The sequence below is a fragment of the Paraburkholderia sp. BR14312 genome, assembly GCF_040948675.1.
Classification (GTDB): domain Bacteria; phylum Pseudomonadota; class Gammaproteobacteria; order Burkholderiales; family Burkholderiaceae; genus Paraburkholderia; species Paraburkholderia nodosa_A.
Genome location: NZ_JBFPKI010000003.1, coordinates 232,632 through 250,502, shown reverse-complemented (window position 1 = coordinate 250,502; position 17,871 = coordinate 232,632). Strand labels below are relative to the sequence as shown.

The 17,871-nt window shown below is 67.7% G+C and carries 20 protein-coding genes and 1 other RNA gene; 10 read left to right on the top strand and 11 right to left on the bottom strand.

The genetic code is table 11. From position 1 onward, the window contains the following. Window positions 1-109: 109 nt before the first annotated feature. Genes AB3X98_RS10435 through AB3X98_RS10425 form a run of 3 tightly spaced genes read left to right on the top strand, consistent with a single transcriptional unit; the run spans window position 110 to window position 2,551 of the window. Complete coding sequence (locus tag AB3X98_RS10435) at window positions 110-1,621, top strand: leucyl aminopeptidase (RefSeq protein ID WP_368603822.1); 1,512 nt, start codon at window positions 110-112, stop codon at window positions 1,619-1,621. Window positions 1,622-1,673: 52 nt separating this feature from the next. Beyond that, window positions 1,674-2,090 (top strand): DNA polymerase III subunit chi, encoded by a 417-nt coding sequence (locus AB3X98_RS10430; RefSeq protein WP_342947862.1) that lies wholly within the window; start codon window positions 1,674-1,676, stop codon window positions 2,088-2,090. A 59-nt stretch (window positions 2,091-2,149) separates the two neighbouring features. Further along, the gene (locus tag AB3X98_RS10425) at window positions 2,150-2,551 is read left to right on the top strand and encodes a DUF2486 family protein (protein ID WP_069265458.1); all 402 of its coding nucleotides are present in this window, start codon (window positions 2,150-2,152) and stop codon (window positions 2,549-2,551) included. Between the two features lie 60 nt (window positions 2,552-2,611). Here the strand turns inward: AB3X98_RS10425 and AB3X98_RS10420 are convergent, their stop codons facing one another. Continuing rightward, window positions 2,612-2,971 (bottom strand): c-type cytochrome, encoded by a 360-nt coding sequence (locus AB3X98_RS10420; protein ID WP_368603821.1) that lies wholly within the window; start codon window positions 2,969-2,971, stop codon window positions 2,612-2,614. Between the two features lie 124 nt (window positions 2,972-3,095). Then, a complete protein-coding gene (ilvD, locus tag AB3X98_RS10415) occupies window positions 3,096-4,769 on the bottom strand; it encodes a dihydroxy-acid dehydratase (RefSeq protein ID WP_368603820.1) in 1,674 nt (557 codons plus the stop codon). A 171-nt stretch (window positions 4,770-4,940) separates the two neighbouring features. Here ilvD and AB3X98_RS10410 point away from each other — a divergent pair, with 171 nt between their 5' ends. Together AB3X98_RS10410 and lgt are read left to right on the top strand one after the other, a co-directional pair. Then, window positions 4,941-5,900: a LysR family transcriptional regulator gene (locus AB3X98_RS10410; RefSeq protein WP_342947864.1), complete on the top strand. Its 960-nt coding sequence runs from the start codon at window positions 4,941-4,943 to the stop codon at window positions 5,898-5,900. Window positions 5,901-6,136: 236 nt separating this feature from the next. Then, complete coding sequence (gene lgt / locus AB3X98_RS10405; protein WP_368603819.1) at window positions 6,137-7,060, top strand: prolipoprotein diacylglyceryl transferase; 924 nt, start codon at window positions 6,137-6,139, stop codon at window positions 7,058-7,060. A gap of 100 nt (window positions 7,061-7,160) precedes the next feature. Here lgt and AB3X98_RS10400 read toward each other — a convergent pair whose 3' ends face one another. The 5 genes from AB3X98_RS10400 to AB3X98_RS10380 all read right to left on the bottom strand — a co-directional run bounded on the left by AB3X98_RS10400 (window position 7,161) and on the right by AB3X98_RS10380 (window position 9,565). Continuing rightward, the gene (locus tag AB3X98_RS10400; RefSeq protein WP_069265514.1) at window positions 7,161-7,895 is read right to left on the bottom strand and encodes an SIMPL domain-containing protein; all 735 of its coding nucleotides are present in this window, start codon (window positions 7,893-7,895) and stop codon (window positions 7,161-7,163) included. 123 nt (window positions 7,896-8,018) lie between these two features. Next, on the bottom strand, window positions 8,019-8,477 hold the full coding sequence (locus AB3X98_RS10395; protein WP_069265454.1) for an EVE domain-containing protein: 459 nt from the start codon (window positions 8,475-8,477) through the stop codon (window positions 8,019-8,021). A gap of 113 nt (window positions 8,478-8,590) precedes the next feature. Further along, window positions 8,591-8,772: non-coding RNA, 6S RNA (gene ssrS / locus AB3X98_RS10390), on the bottom strand. A 128-nt stretch (window positions 8,773-8,900) separates the two neighbouring features. Then, on the bottom strand, window positions 8,901-9,215 hold the full coding sequence (locus AB3X98_RS10385; protein ID WP_042268772.1) for a cell division protein ZapA: 315 nt from the start codon (window positions 9,213-9,215) through the stop codon (window positions 8,901-8,903). After that, window positions 9,212-9,565: an ATPase gene (locus AB3X98_RS10380; RefSeq protein ID WP_368603818.1), complete on the bottom strand. Its 354-nt coding sequence runs from the start codon at window positions 9,563-9,565 to the stop codon at window positions 9,212-9,214. The genes AB3X98_RS10385 and AB3X98_RS10380 overlap by 4 nt, the downstream gene beginning before the upstream one ends. A 374-nt stretch (window positions 9,566-9,939) precedes the next feature. Between AB3X98_RS10380 and AB3X98_RS10375 the strand changes: the two genes are divergently transcribed. From AB3X98_RS10375 to cobC, 5 genes are read left to right on the top strand one after another with little or no spacing between them, the layout of a single operon-like run. Continuing rightward, window positions 9,940-11,016 (top strand): FecCD family ABC transporter permease, encoded by a 1,077-nt coding sequence (locus tag AB3X98_RS10375; protein ID WP_368603817.1) that lies wholly within the window; start codon window positions 9,940-9,942, stop codon window positions 11,014-11,016. Further along, window positions 11,013-11,846, top strand: coding sequence for an ABC transporter ATP-binding protein (locus AB3X98_RS10370; protein ID WP_368603816.1), 834 nt, complete (start codon window positions 11,013-11,015; stop codon window positions 11,844-11,846). Before AB3X98_RS10375 ends, AB3X98_RS10370 begins: the two co-directional genes overlap by 4 nt. Window positions 11,847-11,887: 41 nt before the next feature. Continuing rightward, window positions 11,888-12,952, top strand: a complete 1,065-nt coding sequence (cobT, locus tag AB3X98_RS10365; protein ID WP_368610242.1) for a nicotinate-nucleotide--dimethylbenzimidazole phosphoribosyltransferase — start codon at window positions 11,888-11,890, stop codon at window positions 12,950-12,952. A gap of 10 nt (window positions 12,953-12,962) precedes the next feature. After that, a complete protein-coding gene (locus AB3X98_RS10360; protein ID WP_368607153.1) occupies window positions 12,963-13,739 on the top strand; it encodes an adenosylcobinamide-GDP ribazoletransferase in 777 nt (258 codons plus the stop codon). Next, window positions 13,724-14,311 carry an alpha-ribazole phosphatase gene (gene cobC, locus AB3X98_RS10355; RefSeq protein ID WP_368607150.1) on the top strand — a complete coding sequence of 196 codons (588 nt, stop codon included), beginning with the start codon at window positions 13,724-13,726 and terminating at the stop codon, window positions 14,309-14,311. Before AB3X98_RS10360 ends, cobC begins: the two co-directional genes overlap by 16 nt. 21 nt (window positions 14,312-14,332) lie before the next feature. On the opposite strand, the gene AB3X98_RS10350 is transcribed toward cobC, so the two are convergent. Genes AB3X98_RS10350 through cobU form a run of 4 tightly spaced genes read right to left on the bottom strand, consistent with a single transcriptional unit; the run spans window position 14,333 to window position 17,748 of the window. After that, window positions 14,333-15,241, bottom strand: coding sequence for a cobalamin-binding protein (locus tag AB3X98_RS10350; RefSeq protein ID WP_368607148.1), 909 nt, complete (start codon window positions 15,239-15,241; stop codon window positions 14,333-14,335). Then, entirely contained in the window at window positions 15,241-16,266 is a 1,026-nt protein-coding gene (gene cobD, locus AB3X98_RS10345) for a threonine-phosphate decarboxylase CobD (RefSeq protein ID WP_368607147.1), read from the bottom strand. The genes AB3X98_RS10350 and cobD overlap by 1 nt, the downstream gene beginning before the upstream one ends. Next, window positions 16,259-17,194: an adenosylcobinamide-phosphate synthase CbiB gene (cbiB, locus tag AB3X98_RS10340; protein ID WP_368607152.1), complete on the bottom strand. Its 936-nt coding sequence runs from the start codon at window positions 17,192-17,194 to the stop codon at window positions 16,259-16,261. Before cbiB ends, cobD begins: the two co-directional genes overlap by 8 nt. After that, window positions 17,194-17,748: a bifunctional adenosylcobinamide kinase/adenosylcobinamide-phosphate guanylyltransferase gene (cobU, locus tag AB3X98_RS10335; RefSeq protein WP_368607145.1), complete on the bottom strand. Its 555-nt coding sequence runs from the start codon at window positions 17,746-17,748 to the stop codon at window positions 17,194-17,196. Before cobU ends, cbiB begins: the two co-directional genes overlap by 1 nt. Between the last annotated feature and the right edge of the window lie 123 nt (window positions 17,749-17,871).

Genomic DNA, 17,871 nt, shown 5'->3' with positions numbered 1-17,871 from the left:
TTGCCGGGAGGCGCGCAGCTCGCGCAACCGCCCAGGAGCCGCCGCGGGAAAAATAGCGGATAATTGCGGCTTTCATCCTAAGCCCTGATTTTATCCGAGGACAAGCGCGATGGACTTTAGCATAAAAGCCTGTGACTGGAGCAAAGGCGGGGACGGCCCCTTCCTGACCGGCAAGTCGGATTGTGTCGTGGTCGGCGTGTTCGAGGCGCAAACCCTCTCGGGCGCGGCGTTCGCCATCGACAGCGCCATTGGCGGCGCAATCGCGCGCGTCGTCAAGGCCGGCGACATCGACGGCAAGGCCGGCTCCACGCTGTTCCTGCCGGAAGTGAGCGGCATCGGCGCCTCGCGCGTGCTGCTCGTGGGTCTCGGCAAGCAGGACGCGTTCGGCCAGAAGGCATACGGCGACGCGGTCAAGGCCGCCTGGCGCGCGATCCTCGGCACGAAGATCGCGCAGGTCACCTTCACGCTCGCGCAATTGCCGGTGAAGGAGCGCACGGGCGACTGGGGCGTGCGCACCGCCATTCTCGCGCTGCGCAACGAGACCTATCGCTTCACGCAGATGAAGAGCAAGCCCGACGTCTCGCAGCGGGCCCTCAAGCGCGTGGTCTTCAGCATCGACGCCGCCGAAGAGAAGGCCGCGAAGCTTGCGGCGAAGCAGTCCGTCGCGCTCGCCAACGGCATGGACCTCACCCGCGACCTCGGCAATCTGCCGGGCAACGTCTGCACGCCGACCTATCTCGCCGCCACGGCCAAGAAGCTCGCGCGCGACTGGAAGCTCAAGGTCGAGGTGCTCGGCCAGCGCCAGATCGAGACGCTCAAGATGGGTTCGTTTCTTTCGGTAACAAAGGGCTCGGTCGAGCCGCCGCAGTTCATCGTGCTGCACTATCAGGGCGCCAGCACCAAGGCCGCGCCCATCGTGCTGGTCGGCAAAGGCATCACGTTCGACACGGGCGGCATTTCGCTCAAGCCCGGCGAGGGCATGGACGAGATGAAGTACGACATGTGCGGCGCGGGCTCGGTGCTCGGCACGATCCGCGCGGTCGCCGAAATGGGGCTCAAGCTCAACGTGATCGGCATCATCCCGACCTGCGAGAACATGCCCGCCGGCAACGCCACGAAGCCGGGCGACATCGTCACGACGATGGCGGGCCTCACGGTCGAAGTGCTCAACACCGACGCCGAAGGCCGCCTGATCCTGTGCGATGCGCTCACCTATGCCGAGCGCTTCAAGCCGGCCGCCGTGGTCGACATCGCCACGCTCACGGGCGCCTGCATCATCGCGCTCGGCCATCACAACAGCGGCCTCTTCTCGAAGGACGACGCGCTCGCGGGCGAACTGCTCGACGCCTCGCGCGAAGCGAACGACCCGGCCTGGCGCCTGCCGCTCGACGACGAGTATCAGGACCAGCTCAAGTCGAACTTCGCCGACCTCGCCAACATCGGCGGGCGTCCGGCGGGCAGCGTGACGGCGGCGTGCTTCCTCTCGCGTTTCACCGAAAACTACCCGTGGGCTCACCTCGACATCGCCGGCACGGCGTGGAAGAGCGGCGCGGCCAAGGGCGCGACGGGCCGTCCGGTGCCGTTGCTCGCCCAGTTCCTGATCGATCGTGCCGGGCAATGAGGGCAGGAATGGAGATTGCTGCCCACCTGACGGTGTGTAGAGTGGTGTGGGCATGACGCGCATCGATTTCCACACGAACGTCGGCGACTCGCTGCTGTATGCGTGCCGCCTCGTGCGCAAGGCGTATCAGGCGGGCCAGCAGGCGGTCGTGCTGGCCGACCCCGCGCGCCTGCGCGCGTTCGACGAAATGTTGTGGACCTTTTCGCCGCTCGATTTCGTGCCGCACTGCATGGCCGAGAGCCCTCAAGCGGGCGAATCGCCCATCGTGCTGGCAACGGATCTCGAGCGTGCACCGCATCATCGTGTGCTGCTCAATCTCGGCGCCGAGGTCCCGCCGCAGTTCGCACGCTTCGAGCGCCTGCTCGAAGTGATTGGCGATGCGCCCGACGAACTCGCGTCGGGCCGTGAGCGCTATCGTTTCTACCGCGACCGTGGTTACGCGCTCAACAACTACAAGCAGGGCGGCTGAGGCCGGACGCGCGAGGCGTACCGGCGCAAGGCCGACTGCCCCGATCGATGGAGGTAAACATGTCCGGCATGCACGACTCGGAAGATAGTGCGATTCCGCTCTTGAACGAGGTGATGGTGAGCGGCAATCCGCTGCGCGCGCACAACGTCGAAGAGGCGAAGAGCGCGACGGCCGCTGCCGTCCAGGCCGCCGTGGCCGAGCGCGAGGAGGGCCTGTTCGCGCACGACGCCGACGCGCTCGTCGAGCGGCTGCGTGGCCGTTGCCTGACCTGGCTCACCGGCGAAGGCCGTGCCGTGATCGAGGCGCGCTGCAGCGCCGCGATGCAGGAACATACGAACTGGCTCGTGGGTCAGGTATCGCGCGAAATCGGTCTTGCGCTCGAAACGGAACTCACGAACTGGGTGAAGGCCGCCGTGCGCGAAGAACTGGCGGCGCGCGCGGGGCGACCGCCTTCGGCCTGATTCAGTTGGGCGCGCGGCGGCGAGCGGCCACTTCGTGGCCCCGCCGTCACATCGTCCGCTTCACTTGAGCGTGAGGATCCAGCTCGCGAGTTGCGCCGCCTGTGCGGGGTTCAACTGCGTGTTGGCCGGCATCGGCACGGTGCCCCACACGCCGCTGCCGCCTTCCAGAATCTTGCGGGTGAGATAGGCCGGCGCGTCGGGCTTGCCCGCGTACTTCGCGGCGACATCGCGCAGGGCGGGACCCATGAAATTGCGGGTCACCGAGTGGCAGCTCATGCAGTTCTGCTGCTGGGCGAGCGCGAGGCCGGTGGGGCCATGCTGCGCGCGGGCCGGGGCCGACCCGAGTACGCCGGCAAGGCCGATGGCGAGCGCGGCGGCGAGCGTCGCTATCTTGTTCTTCGCTTGCGACTTCCGTTTCATACTGGTCTCCGCCCGCGTGTGCGCCGGCTGTGTCGTCGCATTATAAAAGCAAAGGGCGCACGTCCTGGACGTGCGCCCTTTGCTTGACTGCAGGTCGAGATTCGAATGACGCGCCAGGCTCCGCCTAGCCCGTCACCGCGCCCTGGTTCGCCGGGCGCGCGAGCGCCGCGTACTTCGCCATCACGCCGCGCGTGTAACGCGGCGCGGGCTGCTTCCAGGCCGCGCGCCGGCGCGCGAGTTCGGCGTCGTCCACGTTCAGTTGCAGCAGGAGCGTGTGAGCGTCGATGGTAATCGAGTCGCCTTCCTGCACGAGCGCGATCGTGCCGCCTTCGAACGCTTCCGGCGCGACGTGACCCACTACCATGCCCCAGGTGCCGCCCGAGAAGCGCCCATCGGTGATGAGCCCAACCGACTCCCCAAGCCCCTTGCCGATGATCGCCGAAGTCGGCGCGAGCATTTCCGGCATGCCGGGGCCGCCCTTCGGGCCGAGGTAGCGCAGCACGACGACGTCGCCGGCCTTGATCTTGTCTGCGAGGATGGCTTCCATCGCGCTCTGCTCGTCGTCGAACACGCGCGCGGGGCCCGTGATGACCGGATTCTTCAGGCCGGTGATCTTGGCGACCGCGCCGTGCGTCGCGAGGTTGCCCTTGAGGATCGCCAGATGGCCTTCCTTGTACAACGCCTGGCTGATGGGGAAGATCACCTTCTGGTCCGCGCGCGGCGCGGACGGCACGTCCTTGAGTTCTTCCGCGATGGTTTTGCCCGTGATGGTGATGCAGTCGCCATGCAGGAGGCCCGCATCGAGCAGGATCTTGAGCACCTGCGGAATGCCGCCGGCCTCGTGCAGGTCGGTGGCGACGTATTGCCCCGAAGGCTTCAGGTCGCAGATCACCGGCACCTTCTTGCGCATGCGCTCGAAGTCGTCGATGGTCCATTCGATTTCCGCGGCATGCGCGATGGCGAGGTAGTGCAGCACGGCGTTGGTCGAGCCGCCCGTCGCCATGATCAGCGCCACGGCGTTCTCGATCGACTTCTTCGTGATGATGTCGCGCGGCTTGAGGTCCTGCTTGACGGCCTCGACCAGCACGCGCGCCGATTCCGCCGCCGAGTCGACTTTCTCCTCGTCGGGGTTGGCCATCGTCGACGAATACATGAGCGACATGCCGAGCGCCTCGAACGACGAGCTCATCGTGTTCGCGGTGTACATGCCGCCGCACGAACCCGTGGACGGGCAGGCGTTTTTCTCGACGCCTTCGAAATCTTCTTCGGTCATGCGCCCCGCGGTGAACTCGCCCACGGCCTCGAACGCCGAGACGATGGTGAGCGCCTTACCCTTCCAGTTGCCCGGGCGGATCGTGCCGCCATACACGTAAATGCCGGGCACGTTGATGCGCGCGAGCGCGATCATGCCGCCGGGCATGTTCTTGTCGCAGCCGCCGATCACGACTACGCCGTCCATCCACTGGCCTTGCACGCAGGTCTCGATGCAGTCCGCGATGACTTCGCGCGAGACGAGCGAGTATTTCATGCCCTCGGTGCCCATCGACATGCCGTCCGAGATCGTGGGCGTGCCAAAGGTCTGCGGGTTCGCGTCGGCGCGCTTGATGGCGTCGACGGCCGCGTCGGTCAGGCGCTGCAGGCCGGCGTTGCACGGCGTGATGGTCGAATGGCCATTGGCGACGCCGATCATCGGCTTGTCGAAGTCGGCTTTCTCGTAGCCGAGCGCGTAATACATCGAACGGTTGGGCGAACGGGCGACGCCTTGCGTGATGTGCTTCGAACGACGGTTATAGGGCATGGGGACCTCCGGTGGATTTTGTCTCGGATGCCGGGAGTGGGTTCTGTTTTGGGGGCGCGCCGGCACGTCTATCGAAGCATGCGATTTCGCGAGAACGCTGTCCAATATATTATTCGTGGTCTATTGAGTCGAAAAACATATCAACATGACAACAGCGCGAGGCCGCCGCCGATGAATCCGACTATCCCCGATCTGCGCCAGCTTCGCTATTTTGTCGCCGTGGCCGAGGAGCAGCATTTCGGCCGCGCGGCGGCGCGCCTGTCGATGACGCAGCCGCCGCTCTCGCAGGCCATTCGCGCGCTCGAGGAGACGCTGGGGGTGGAGCTGTTCGCGCGCACGCGTCGTTCGGTCGAATTGACGGCCGTGGGCGCCGATCTGCTGCCGGAGGTCAGGCGCCTGCTGGCGAGCGCGGAAGCGTTGCGGCCGCTCGCCCAGAGCCTCGCGCGTGGCGAGGCGGGCGTGCTCGCGCTGGCCTTCGTTTCGACCGCCGACTACGGCTTGCTGCCGCTTCTGCTGCGCGAGTTCGGCGCGCGCTATCCGCGCGTGCGCCTGCAGCTCGCCGAAGCCACGAGCGACGTGCAGGTGGAAGAACTGGTGGCGGGGCGCATCGACGCCGGCCTCGTCATTGCACCCGTGCCGCCGCGCCACGCGGCCCAGCTTGCTTACCAGCCTGTCACGCGCGAACCGCTCGTGGTCGCCATGCCCTCGGCACTGTCGGTGCGCCTTGGCGGCCCGTCAGCCGACGACTGGCACGACGAGCCCGTGAGCCTGCGCGATCTCGCCGATGTGCCGCTCGTCGTCTTCCCGCGCCATCTGGCCCCCGGCTTCTACGACACCATCATGGACTGCTACGGCGCGGCCGGCCTCGTGCCCCTGATCGGCCAGGAAGCGATCCAGATGCAGACGATCGTGAGCCTCGTCTCGGCGGGCATGGGCGTGGCGCTCGTGCCGCAGTCGCTGCGCCATCTGCGGCGCACGGGCGTCGTGTACCGGCCGCTCGCCGGGGCGGTGCCGGCCATCGAAACGGGCCTCGTCTGGCGCTCGGCCGAGGTGAGCCCGGTGCTCGCGGCGTTCATCGAGATCGTGCGCGCGCACGCGGCGACGGCGGGTGGCCCGGCGCGCGAGGGCTAGTCTGAAGCTGGGTGTGCCGCGCGCGTCATCTGTCACCGTGACACTCGCCGCGCATCGCCAAACGTGCATTTTGGTTCGCGCCCCCTCGCGTCGGCGATAATGTCACGCCGTGACGCGCGGGCGGCGAACCTCGCCGCCTTGCAAACGTCCAACGCGCTTTGCCCGCTTGTGTGAGCGGCGCGCGACTGCTTACAAACCCGATTTCAATCGATATCGCCGACAAGACTTCATCCACGATGCTCATCCACCCGAACTTCGACCCCGTCGCCATTCATCTGGGGCCGCTCGCCGTGCGCTGGTACGGCCTCATGTATCTCGTCGGCTTCATTCTGGCGATCGTGATCGGCCGTCTTCGTCTGCGTCTGCCGTACGTGGCCGCGCAAGGCTGGACCGCGAAAGACATCGACGACATGCTGTTCTACGGCGTGCTCGGCACGATCCTGGGCGGCCGCCTGGGTTACGTGCTGTTCTACAAGGCGAGCTGGTATTTCGCGCATCCGCTCGACATCTTCAAGGTGTGGGAAGGCGGCATGTCGTTTCACGGCGGCTTCCTCGGCGTGACGTTCGCGATGGTCCTGTTCGCGTGGCAACGCGGGCGCACCTGGCTGCAGGTCACGGACTTCGTCGCGCCGATGGTGCCCACGGGGCTCGCCTTTGGCCGTCTCGGCAACTTCATCAACGGCGAGCTGTGGGGCCGAGTGACCTCGCCCGATTCGCCGTGGGCCATGCTGTTTCCCGGCGCCGCAAACGACGACGCCGCGTGGCTCGCCGCGCATCCGCAACTGGCCGCGCAGTGGCACCTGAACGAAGTGTTCGCGCAGTACCATCTGCTGCCGCGCCATCCTTCGGAACTGTATGAAATCGCGCTGGAAGGCATTGCGCTCTTCATCGTGCTGATTCTGTTCGCGCGCAAGCCGCGCCCCGTCGGCGCGATTTCGGCGATGTTCCTGATCGGCTATGGTCTCGCGCGCTTCACGGTCGAGTTCGCACGCGAACCCGATGACTTCCTCGGCCTGCTTGCGCTCGGCCTCTCGATGGGCCAGTGGCTCTCGCTGCCGATGATCATCGTGGGGATTGGCCTGATGGCGTGGGCGTATCGTCGCGCCAAACGTGGCAAGGACGGCAACGACCGCGCGCAGGTAGCGGGCGCGAAGAGCTGACACGCGCGCGAACGCACCTCGCGTTTTAGCCCATGAAAAAGGCCACGGTTTTCACCGTGGCCTTTTTACTTGCGTGCTTGCGTGGCTCGTATGGCGCGCCTTACTTCATCTGCACCGAGCCGGAAACGTTGACCGTCACCGTGGACGTGCCGCCTTCGAGCGGCACGGGCGACGACATCTTCGCGTCAGCCGAAGCCGCGCGTGCGCTCATCATCATCATGGGGCGCGGCATCACGCCCGAGTGCCCCACGTTCACGTCGCGAATCGAGTAGCTGCTATAGCCGAACGCGCGCGTAGCCGAGAGGGCCTGGTCGCGGAACGAGGCGATCGCCTGGCCCGAAAGTTTTTGCTCGGCGGCGCGCTGCGCTTCGGGCGACAGCGAGAATTGCACGTTGCCCACCTGCATGATCGACGAGAGATCGCCGGCGAGCTTCGATGCCGCCGCGAAATCATGCGACTCGAGTACGACTTCCGTGCGGCCGCGCCAGGCGGAGATGCGCCCGTCGCGATCCGTCGAAGGGAAGATCGAGAACTGGCCGGAATGCGCGGTCACGCCCGCGACGCCTCTGGCCCGTTGAAGCGCGGAGTCGGCGCGCTGATTGAGCGTCGCGGTGAGCGAGGCGGGATCGTTCGCTTCCTGTTCGTAGAACAGCGTAATGTTGACGACGTCCTGAGGCACTTCGGCGCTCGCCTGCGCGGACAGCGAAAGCACGCCCGAGGGCTGCTGCAAGCGCGCGTCGCTCTGTGCGAACGCGGCGCCCGGTGCGAGCGTCAGGGCGAGGGGGAGGGCGGCAGCCAATGCGGCGGCGAGCGTGACGACGGTTTTTCGGTTCATTGAGGCTCCTTGCAGAACTGGCGTCGCGCGCGAGGCATCTGTTGTGACGCGCGACTGTGCGCGATTGTGCTTGAAGTCGCGCACGAATGCTGTATGCGTGCCGGCCATCGAGGCCGAACCGCATCACATCAGATGTTTCGTGATGAAGTTCCACTCGGCCGTGGTGACCGGCGTGATCGAGAGGCGGTTGCCCTTGGCGAGCACGCGCATGTCCGCGAGTTCCTCGTGCTCGCGCAAGGCGGCGAGAGAAATCAGCGGGCACTTCTTCTTGAATACGACGTCGACGAGCATCCAGCGCGGATTCTCGTGCGTCGATTTCGCGTCGTAGTAAGGGCTTTTCGGATCGAACTGCGTGGGATCGGGGTAGGCCGTGGACGACACCTGCGCGATGCCTGCGATGCCGGGCTCGGGGCAGCTCGAGTGGTAGAACAGCACGCCGTCGCCTTGCTGCATGGTGTCGCGCATGAAATTGCGCGCCTGGTAGTTTCGTACGCCGGTCCAGGGCAGCGTGCGCTGCGGCGCGTTTGCGAGGTCGTCGATGCTTGCTTCGTCGGGTTCGGACTTCATCAGCCAGTAGCGCATGAGTCGAAGTTCACGTCGAAAGGGGGGAGGGGCGAGCGTGCATGCCGCGAAAGTCGCCAATGCACGCCGCACAAAGGAAAACGGCATCGGACTGTGGTCCGATGCCGTTTGAATAGGTCCCCGCCATAGCCGCTAGGCCGGCATCCTGAACCGAGGGTTCAGAATTGGTCGCAGTTAGCAGCACTTCGGGTACATCAGACTGTGTGACGCGCACGCCCGTGCTACAAATTTCCGCAACCGTGCACATGGCATTGGTTCAAGGAATATATGACCTTGGCGAACCAGGCAGGGAAGCTGACTAAACTGGTTGGCAGCGTGTTTAGAAACGCGCGTTTCTAAACAAATCAACGCTACCTTTGAACAACATCATACCGCACGTTGCTGCGTAATACTGCGGCTTACAACCGCGGTGTACATCAGCGCTTATTGCACACCGTACTGATGAATGACAGCGCCGAGTTGTTCGTTCATTTGGCGCATTGTACGACGGATTTCTTCGGCTGGGAATGCTTCCCCGTGACGCACGCTGGTTTGCAGGCGCAGCAGTTCCGAGGCGAGCGAGAGCGCCGCCATGACGGCGATGCGATCGGTGCCGCGCACGTTGCTGTGATTGCGGATCTTCGACATCTCGGCGTCCACGCGCGCCACGGCTTCGAGCAGTGCCTGTTCCGTTTCCGGCGAACAGACGAGGCGATAGGTTTGGCCGAGTATCGTCGCTTCGATCTGCTTGGTGGTCATGCATTTTCTCCGTGGCGGGCCGCGTTGCTGTCGTCGTCGGTACTCTGCGACGGCTCGAGCAGATCGAGCTGGTTGTCGCGCTCGTGACCTGCGCGTGCGCGTGGCAGCTTTTCGAGGATCGCGTTCAGACGCACCTGCGCATCGTCGATCTTGGCCGAGAGTGCATCGCGCTCTGCCTGCAGCGCGGCGCGCTCTTCGCGGACCTGTTCGAGTTCGGTGCGTGTTTCGTCGCATTGCGCACGCAGCTGCGCGAGTTGCTCTTCGAGTGCGAGGCGTGCTTCGTGTTGGCGCTGATTAATCTCGATCAGCCGCCCGATGTTTTGTGAGAGTGTTTCGAGTTCGTTGAGCATGTGCTGCGTCCTCTAAAGACAGGCATTCTAGCGCGGATTAACGCGTATTTTGATAATTGTGTCGTTTCCAGACGTAACAACCCGGCTTCTTACCGGAATCAGGCCCGAAACCCTCGCTAGGTGTGCTGCATACGCTGGGCGGGAACGTAATTTGCCAAGGCCGCGCGCGCAGTGCATCGTCTCGATCGTGGTCTGCGCGTTATAACATCACGGATTCATGGTCTTTTGCCAGTGCTTTCGCGAACGGCTTATGCCACGTCATGCAGAATCCCTGGTGACCAAAATGCTGCGCTCTGTCGTGGCTTGCGTATACCCCTGCTGTCTTTCTGTGCGAGTTTGATTGAAATCCGCTGCCGAGTTCCCCGATGCGTTCCATGAGCCGCGATGAGTCCCATGCTGTACCGCCTGTGCCGCCGATACACGCGCTGCCGCGCCGCTCGATGAGCGCGCGCCGTGCATGCATGATCTGGGCCGCGCTCGCAGCCGTGGCGCTCGTGGTGTTCGCTGCATCGCTCGCAACCGGCAGCGTGAGCGTGACGTTTGCGCAGGCGCTGGCGGCGCTCGCTCCCACGCATGACGTGCACGGCGCGCCGGACATGGCGGTCGAAATCGTGCGTACGCTGCGCTTGCCGCGCGCGTTGGCGGGGTTTGCATGCGGCGGCTTGCTCGCGCTGGCGGGGGCGCTGCTGCAGGTGCTGCTGCGCAATCCGCTTGCGGAGCCCTACGTGCTCGGTGTGTCTGGCGGCGCTGCCGCATTCGCACTCGTGGCGATGATCGCTGGCGTGGCGTGGTGGGGCGTGCAGGCGAGCGCGTGTGCGGGTGCGTTCGTTTCGATCCTGCTCGTGCTCGGCCTCGCGCGCCGCGAGTTGTGGCGCGGCGAGCCGCAAGACAGCTCGCCGCGGCTGCTCCTGACGGGCGCGGTGACGGCGGCAGGCTGGGGCGCATTGATCACTCTGCTGCTCACGCTCGCGCCCGACACGCGCCTGCGCGGCATGCTGTTCTGGCTCACGGGCGACCTCAATGGCGCGGGCATGCCATGGCCCGCGCTCGCAACGCTTGGCGTGGTCCTTGCGTGCATCGTGCCCGCCGCGCCGATGCTCAACGTGCTGCTGCGCGGCGACGCTGCCGCGCAGGCGCTCGGTGTACCGGTGCTGCGTCTGCGCGTGGGCATTTATCTTGCCGCGTCGCTCGCGGCGGCCGCTGCCGTGACGACGGGCGGCACCATCGGCTTCGTGGGGCTCGTCGTGCCCCACATGCTGCGCCTCGCGTTCGGCAACGACCAGCGTATGCTCGTGCCGGCCGCCGTGCTTGCGGGCGGCGTGGCCGTGATGGGCGCGGACCTCGTCGCGCGTACGGTGGCGGCGCCCGCGCAGTTGCCGGTGGGCGTCGTGACCGCGCTCGCGGGCGTGCCGGTATTCCTGTGGATGCTGCTCGCGAGGCGCGGACGATGAGCGATACGCATCCCCCCCTGCTCGCGGTCCACGCGCTCACGTTGCGCGCGGGCGCGCGCACGCTCGTGGAATCGCTCACGCAAAGGTTTGCCGCCGGCGAAATCTGGTGTGTGGCGGGCGCAAATGGCGCGGGCAAGACCACACTGATCGGCGCGCTCGCGGGCCTGGGCGAGCCCTCGGCGGGACGTGTCGAAGTCGAGGGCATCGCGCTCGCACAGTGGCCGCCGGTGCGCCTCGCGCAGCGGCGCGCGCTGATGCCGCAGGACCAGCGCGACGCCTTCAGCGCGAGCGTGATCGACACCGTGCTGCTCAATCGCTACCCGCATCTTTCGGGCTGGGGCTGGGAAGCCGATGCCGATCGCGCCGCCGCGCACGCCGCGCTCGCCACGCTCGGCCTCGAAGCGTTCGCGGCGCGCGATGTGCTGTCGCTCTCTGGCGGCGAGCGCCAGCGCGTCGCGCTTGCCGCCGCGCTGTGTCAGGGCGCGCCGCTCCTGCTGCTCGACGAGCCGCTCGCCCATCTGGACCTGCATCATCAGATTGCGTGTCTCGAAGCGCTCTCGCACTGGGTGCGCAGTGAAGCGCGCGCCGTGCTGTTTTCGTGCCACGATCTCAATCTTGCGCGGCGCTTCGCGACGCACGCGCTCCTGCTCGACGGCCGCGGCGGTTTTCACGCGGGCCCCGTGCGCGATGTGCTCACGCCGGAACGCGCGAGCGCCGCATTCGGACATCCGCTCGTGCTGATACGCGAGGGCGCGCACGAGGCGCTTGTACCCGCACTCGTACCGACATCTTCATCACCGCATTCGCCGGGATCGAACGGCGTGCACTAGTGCGCCGCTGTCGCCCGCATCACTTCGAAACGAAATACACCATGACGTCATCGCTTTCCGAACTGCTCGCCGTCGAACCGCTCGATCTCTCGTTGCGCGACGAACTGCAACGCCTCATCGACACGAAGACCAAACCGCCCGGCAGTCTCGGCCGCCTCGAAACCCTGGCGCGCCAGCTCGGCATGATCCAGGGCACGACGCGCCCGAGCGTCGAGCGTCCCGTGATGATCGTCTTCGCAGGCGACCACGGCATCGCCGCCGAAGGCGTGAGCCCGTACCCGCAGGCCGTGACCGCGCAGATGGTCGCGAACTTCGTGGCAGGGGGCGCGGCGATCAACGTGTTCAGCAGCGTGGCGGGACTCACGCTCGAAGTCGTCAACGCGGGCGTGGCGTCGCCGCTGCCGCCGTCGCCGACACTCGTCGATGTGCCCATCGCGGCCGGCACGCGCAACTTTGCGCACGAGCGCGCCATGACGCGCGACGAAGCCCTCGCCGCGCTTGCGGCGGGCGCCGAGCGCGTGCGTCATCACGCGGCGCTCGGCACGAACGTGATCGGCTTTGGCGAAATGGGCATTGCGAACACGTCGTCGGCCGCGTGCCTGATGAGCCGGTTGTGCGGCGTGCCGATCGATGAATGCGTCGGGCGCGGCACGGGCCTCGACAATGCGGGCCTCGCGAAAAAGCGCAATGTGCTCGCGGCGGCGCTCGCGCATCACGCCGATGCGCGCGAGCCGCTCGACGTGCTCGCCGCGTTCGGCGGCTTCGAAATCGCGATGATGGCGGGCGCATATCTCGAAGCGGCGCGCTCGCGCACGGCGATTCTCGTCGACGGCTTCATCGCCACCTCGGCGCTGCTCGTGGCCGACTCGCTCGCGCCGAACGTGCGCGACTACTGCGTGTTTGCGCACGCATCGAACGAAGCGGGGCATCGCCGCATGCTCGATCACTTCGGCGCGCGCGAACTGCTTACGCTCGACCTGCGTCTGGGCGAGGGCACGGGCGCGGCGCTGGCGGTGCCGCTGCTGCGCGCGGCGGTCGCGTTCCTCAACGACATGGCGAGCTTCGAGTCGGCGGGCGTCGACAATCGCAGTGATCGCCACGCCTGAGCGCCGCGCGATGAATCCGCTTGCGGAGCTGCGTTACTTCTTCACGGCGCTCGGATATTTCACGCGCGTGCCGGTGCCGCGCTGGGTGGGCTTCGAGCCCGCCTGGCTCAACGCGGCGGCGCGTTACTTTCCGTTCGTCGGCGCGTTGATCGGCGCGCTTGGGGCGCTCGTCTATCTCGCCGCGTTGCGCGTGTTTCCGGCGAACGTGGCCGTGCTGCTGTCGATGGCGGTCACGCTCCTCGCGACGGGCGCCTTCCACGAAGACGGTCTCGCCGACTGCCTCGACGCATTCGGCGGCGCGTACGCCCGCGAGGACGTGCTGCGCATCATGCACGATTCGCGCATCGGCGCATTTGGCGCGATCGGCCTCGTGGTGGCGCTCGCGCTCAAGTGGCAGACGCTCGCGGCGCTGCCGCCGGCGCGTGCCGCGATGCTGATGATCGCCGGCCACGCCGCGAGCCGCGCGTGCGCGATCAGCTATCTCGTCTCGCTCGAGTATGTGCGTGCCGAGGGCAAGGCCAAGCCCGTCGCGCAGCGCATGAGCATGCCCGCGTGGCTGTGCGCGTGCGTGTTCGGCTTGCCGTGGCTGTTCTGGCCGGTGTGGTCCGGCGCACCCGACTGGCGCGCGGGCGTCGCGACGCTCGGCGTGCTCGCCGTGTTGCGCTATGCACTGGGGCGTTACTTCGTGCGGCGCATCGGCGGCTATACGGGCGATTGTCTCGGCTTGGCGCAACAGGTGTTCGAGATCGCCATCTACCTCGTGGGACTCGCATGGATCTCGTTCTGATCCGTCATCCCGCCGTGGCGGTGGATGCGGGCGTCTGCTACGGCGCGAGCGATGTGCCGCTCGCGGGCGACGCGACGCAGCAGGCCGCGTCGCTCGCTGAGCGGATCGCGGCGCTCGGCGTGCGCGAACCGCAGCGTATCGAAACGAGCCCGCTCACGCGCTGCGCGAGCGTGGCGGCGGCGCTCGGCCGTCTGCGCGGCCACACGCCACGAGTCGAAGCACGCCTCGCGGAGATGGATTTCGGCGCATGGGAGATGCAGCGCTGGGACGCGATCGAGCGCGCGCAGATCGACGCATGGGCCGCGAATTTCGAGCACGCGCGCGAGCATGGCGGCGAGAGCGTCGCGCAGTTCGATGCGCGCGTGAGCGGCTGGTTCGATACGCTCGACGCGCGCGAGAAGTGCACTGTTTGGGCCGTTACGCATGCGGGCGTGATCCGCACCCTCACGGCGCGCGCGCTCGGCATGCCGCTCGCGCGTTGCGTGCGCTGGCCGCTGGAGATGGGCGCCATCGTGCATTTGCAATACGACTCGACGAGCGCTGTTTGGCTGCTCGCGCGCTGGAACGCCTAGCGGGTCGCTGCGGAGACCGAATCAATGTGCCACGGCGTTGCGCGAGCGGGCGAGGTCGAGATCCTCGCACAACTGCGCCGCGCCCTGGGCGATGCGCGGCGCGGGGCGCGTGAGCAGATCGCCGTCGATGGCGAAGAGATTGCCGCGCGCGACGGCGGCTAGCGCCGGCCAGGCGCGCCAGCGCTCGAGGCCCGGCAGCGGGCGGTCCGGCGACGTCGCGCCTTGCGACGCGGTGACGATCGCATCGGGATTGGCCGCGAGGACGGCTTCCGTCGATACCGTCGGCACGAGCGGTTCGAGGGCCGCGAACACGTTGCGGCCGCCGCAGAGCGCGATCACGTCGCTGATCATGTGCGAGCCGTTGAGGGTCATCAGCGGCTGATCCCAGACTTCGTAGAACACGCTCACGGATGCGCGCTGCGCATAGCGCGCGTGCAGCTGCGCGATGTCGCGGCGGTAGGCATTCGCGGCGGCCTGCGCAGCGTCTTCCGTGCCGAGCAGCACACCGAGGCGCGTGAGCGAGGTCGCGACATCGTCGAGCTTGTGTGGCTCGCTGAAAAAGAGGGGGATGTGCAGCGCGCGCAGACGATCGAGCTGTTGCTGAGCGTTGCCGTGACGCCAGACCACGATGAGGTCGGGCTTGAGCGCGGCGATGCGCTCGAGGTCGAGCGCGCGATTGTCGCCCACGCGCGGCACTTTTTGCGCTTCGGGCGGGTAGTCGCTGTAGGCCACGGCGCCGACCACTTTCGCGCCGCCGCCTGCGGCGTAGAGCAGTTCGGTCACGTGGGGCGCGAGGCTCACTACGCGCTGCGCTGGCGCGGGGAGGGTGACGGTGTTGCCCGCGTCGTCGATGGCGGTGACGGTCGCATTCGCGGCGCATGGCAGGAGCGTCGCGGCCAGCAGCGCCAACGCAATGACGACTGTGCGCATCAGCCGATCGCCCGCATGGCTTGTTCGAGTGCGCTTTCGAAGCGCTGCCATTCGCTTTCTGACGCGGGCAGGCCAAAGCGCAGGCTGGCCGGTGCGTCGAAGCGGCGCGTCCATACGGCGTGGCGCGCGAGTGCGTCCTGCAGCACCGGCGCGCGTGGGTCCGCGAGCCACGCGAACAGCGGCGTGGCGTGCGGCGTGAAGCCGTGAGCGCGCAGCAGCGCGACGAGGCGCGCGCTTTCGGCGGCGAGCCGAATGCGCATTTCGTTCTGCCACGCGCTGTCTTCGAACGCATGGGTGACCGCGTGGCGCGCCGGCCCGCTCACCGTCCACGCGCCCAGATGCGCGCGCAACGCGGCCAGCAGGGCAGGCGCGCCGAGCGCGAATCCGCAGCGCGCGCCCGCGAGCCCGAAGAACTTGCCCGGCGAGCGCAGCACGACGAGTCCTTCACGGCGGGTTGCGTGCGCAAGCGTTTCGGAGCGCTCATGGCCGAACGCATCGGCAAAAGCTTCGTCGACGATCAGCGTGCCGCCGCGCGCCGCGAGTTGCGCATGCCAACGCAGCAGGCGGTCGGCAGCAAGATGCGTAGCCGTCGGATTGTTCGGATTCACCACGACGGCATGCGTGACGGTATCGGGCAGCGTGTCCTGCATGACATCGAGCGGCACGATCTCATGGCCCGCGCGCGCGAATGCCGGTGCGTACTCCCCGTAAGTGAGCGGAGCGATTGCTACACGCGCGCGCGGCAACAACGCGGGCAGCGCGCGGATCGCGGCCTGGCTGCCCGCCACCGCCAACACGTGGCGGGCGTCCGGCGCGCAGTAGTAGTGCGCGGCGCTCGCAGCGAAGCCGTCCCCGTCGTCGGGCAGGCGCCGCCATGCCGCGGATGGCACCGGCGGCACAGGGTAGCCGTGCGGATTGATGCCGGTGGAGAGGTCGATCCACGCGTCCCAGGCGATGCCGTAACGCTGCGCGGCTTCGTGCAGATTGCCGCCGTGCGCGACGAGTGCGGCTGAGTGTTCAGACATGGGTCGCCACGCTCACGAAGGCCAGCGCGAGCAGCGCGGCGAGCCACAAAATGGTGGTGCGCTCGACGAGCCGCAAGGCCGCATCCACGTGCTGCGCGCGCGGCGGCGAGCCCGCGCCGAGCGCCGGGCGCTCCTCCAGCATGCCGTGATACACGGCCGCGCCGCCCAGCAGCACGTTCAGGCTGCCCGCGCCGGAGGCCATGACGGGACCCGCGTTCGGGCTCTCCCAGCGATGCGCCTGTTCGCGCCAGCAGCGCAGCGCCACGCGCGTGTCGCCGAGCAGCGCGTAGCTCGCGGCCGTGAGGCGCGCGGGAATCCAGTTGAGCACGTCGTCGATGCGCGCGGCCGCCCAGCCGAAGCGCAGGAAGCGCGGGGTGCGATAGCCCCACATGGCATCGAGCGTGTTGGCGAGACGGAACGCGAGGGCGCCCGGGCCGCCCGCGATCGCGAACCAGAACAGCGCGCCGAAGATTGCGTCGTTGCCGTTTTCGAGCGCCGATTCGACGGCCGCGCGCGAGAGCGCGGTGGCGTCCGCCCCGGCTGTGTCGCGCGAGACGATGCGGCCGGTCAGCTCGCGCGCGGTGGCGAGGTCGCGCCGGGCGAGCGCGGCGCCGATCGGCGCGATGTGCTCCGTGAGGCTACGCGCGCCGAGTGCGAACCACAGCAGCGCGACGTGCAGTGCCCAGGCGAGCGGCCAGGGTAGCAGGGCGCACAGCAGCGCGGCGACGACGACGGGCGGTGCGACGGCGGCGAGCCATGCGGCGAGGCCGAGCGGACGGCCGCGGCGGCCCGTGTTCAGGCGCGCTTCGATCTGGTTCGCGTATTTGCCGAAGGCGACGAGCGGGTGTGCACGGCGCGGTTCGCCGAGCCAGCGGTCCACGGCGACGCCGGCCACGGCGAGCGCGGCGGTGACGGGTAGCGAGAGCATCATGAGGTCCCGCGCGGCGCTTTGAGCACGAGAGGCAGGCCCGCGGCGACGAGCGTGGCGCGGTCGGCAAGCGCCGCGATGCGCTGATTGAGGCGGCCGAGTTCGTCCACGTAAAGGCGCGTGGCCGCGCCCATCGGCACGACGCCCATGCCGATCTCGTTGCTCACCACGAGCACCGTGCCTTGTGCGCGCTCGCAGGCGGCGGCGAAGGCGTCGAGGCGCTCGCGCCAGTCGGGCAGCGGCGCTTCGGAGTCGGCGGGGCAAAGCAGGTTCGCGAGCCACAGCGTGAGGCAGTCGATCAGCACGCACTGGCCGGGCCCCGCGGCTGCGTCAAGTGCGCCCGCGAGATCGAGCGGCGCCTCGGCGAGCGCCCAGTGCGCGGGCCGCCGCGCGCGATGGTGGCCGATGCGCTCGGCGAACTCGGTGTCGTCCGTCACGCGCGCGGTGGCGATATAGGTGACGGGCAGGCCGCTCGCGGCAGCGAGCCGTTCGGCGTGCGCGCTCTTGCCCGAGCGCGCGCCGCCGACGATGAAGGTGAGATCGCGCGAATTCATCGCGTGATTGTAACGGCTGCACCCAGGCTCGCTGTTGTCCCATCGGTCAATGTCGCGCCGTGGTCATGCATCGGGCGGCGGCGCGATGGGATAATGCGCGTTCGCCTTCGCTGCCCCCCATGC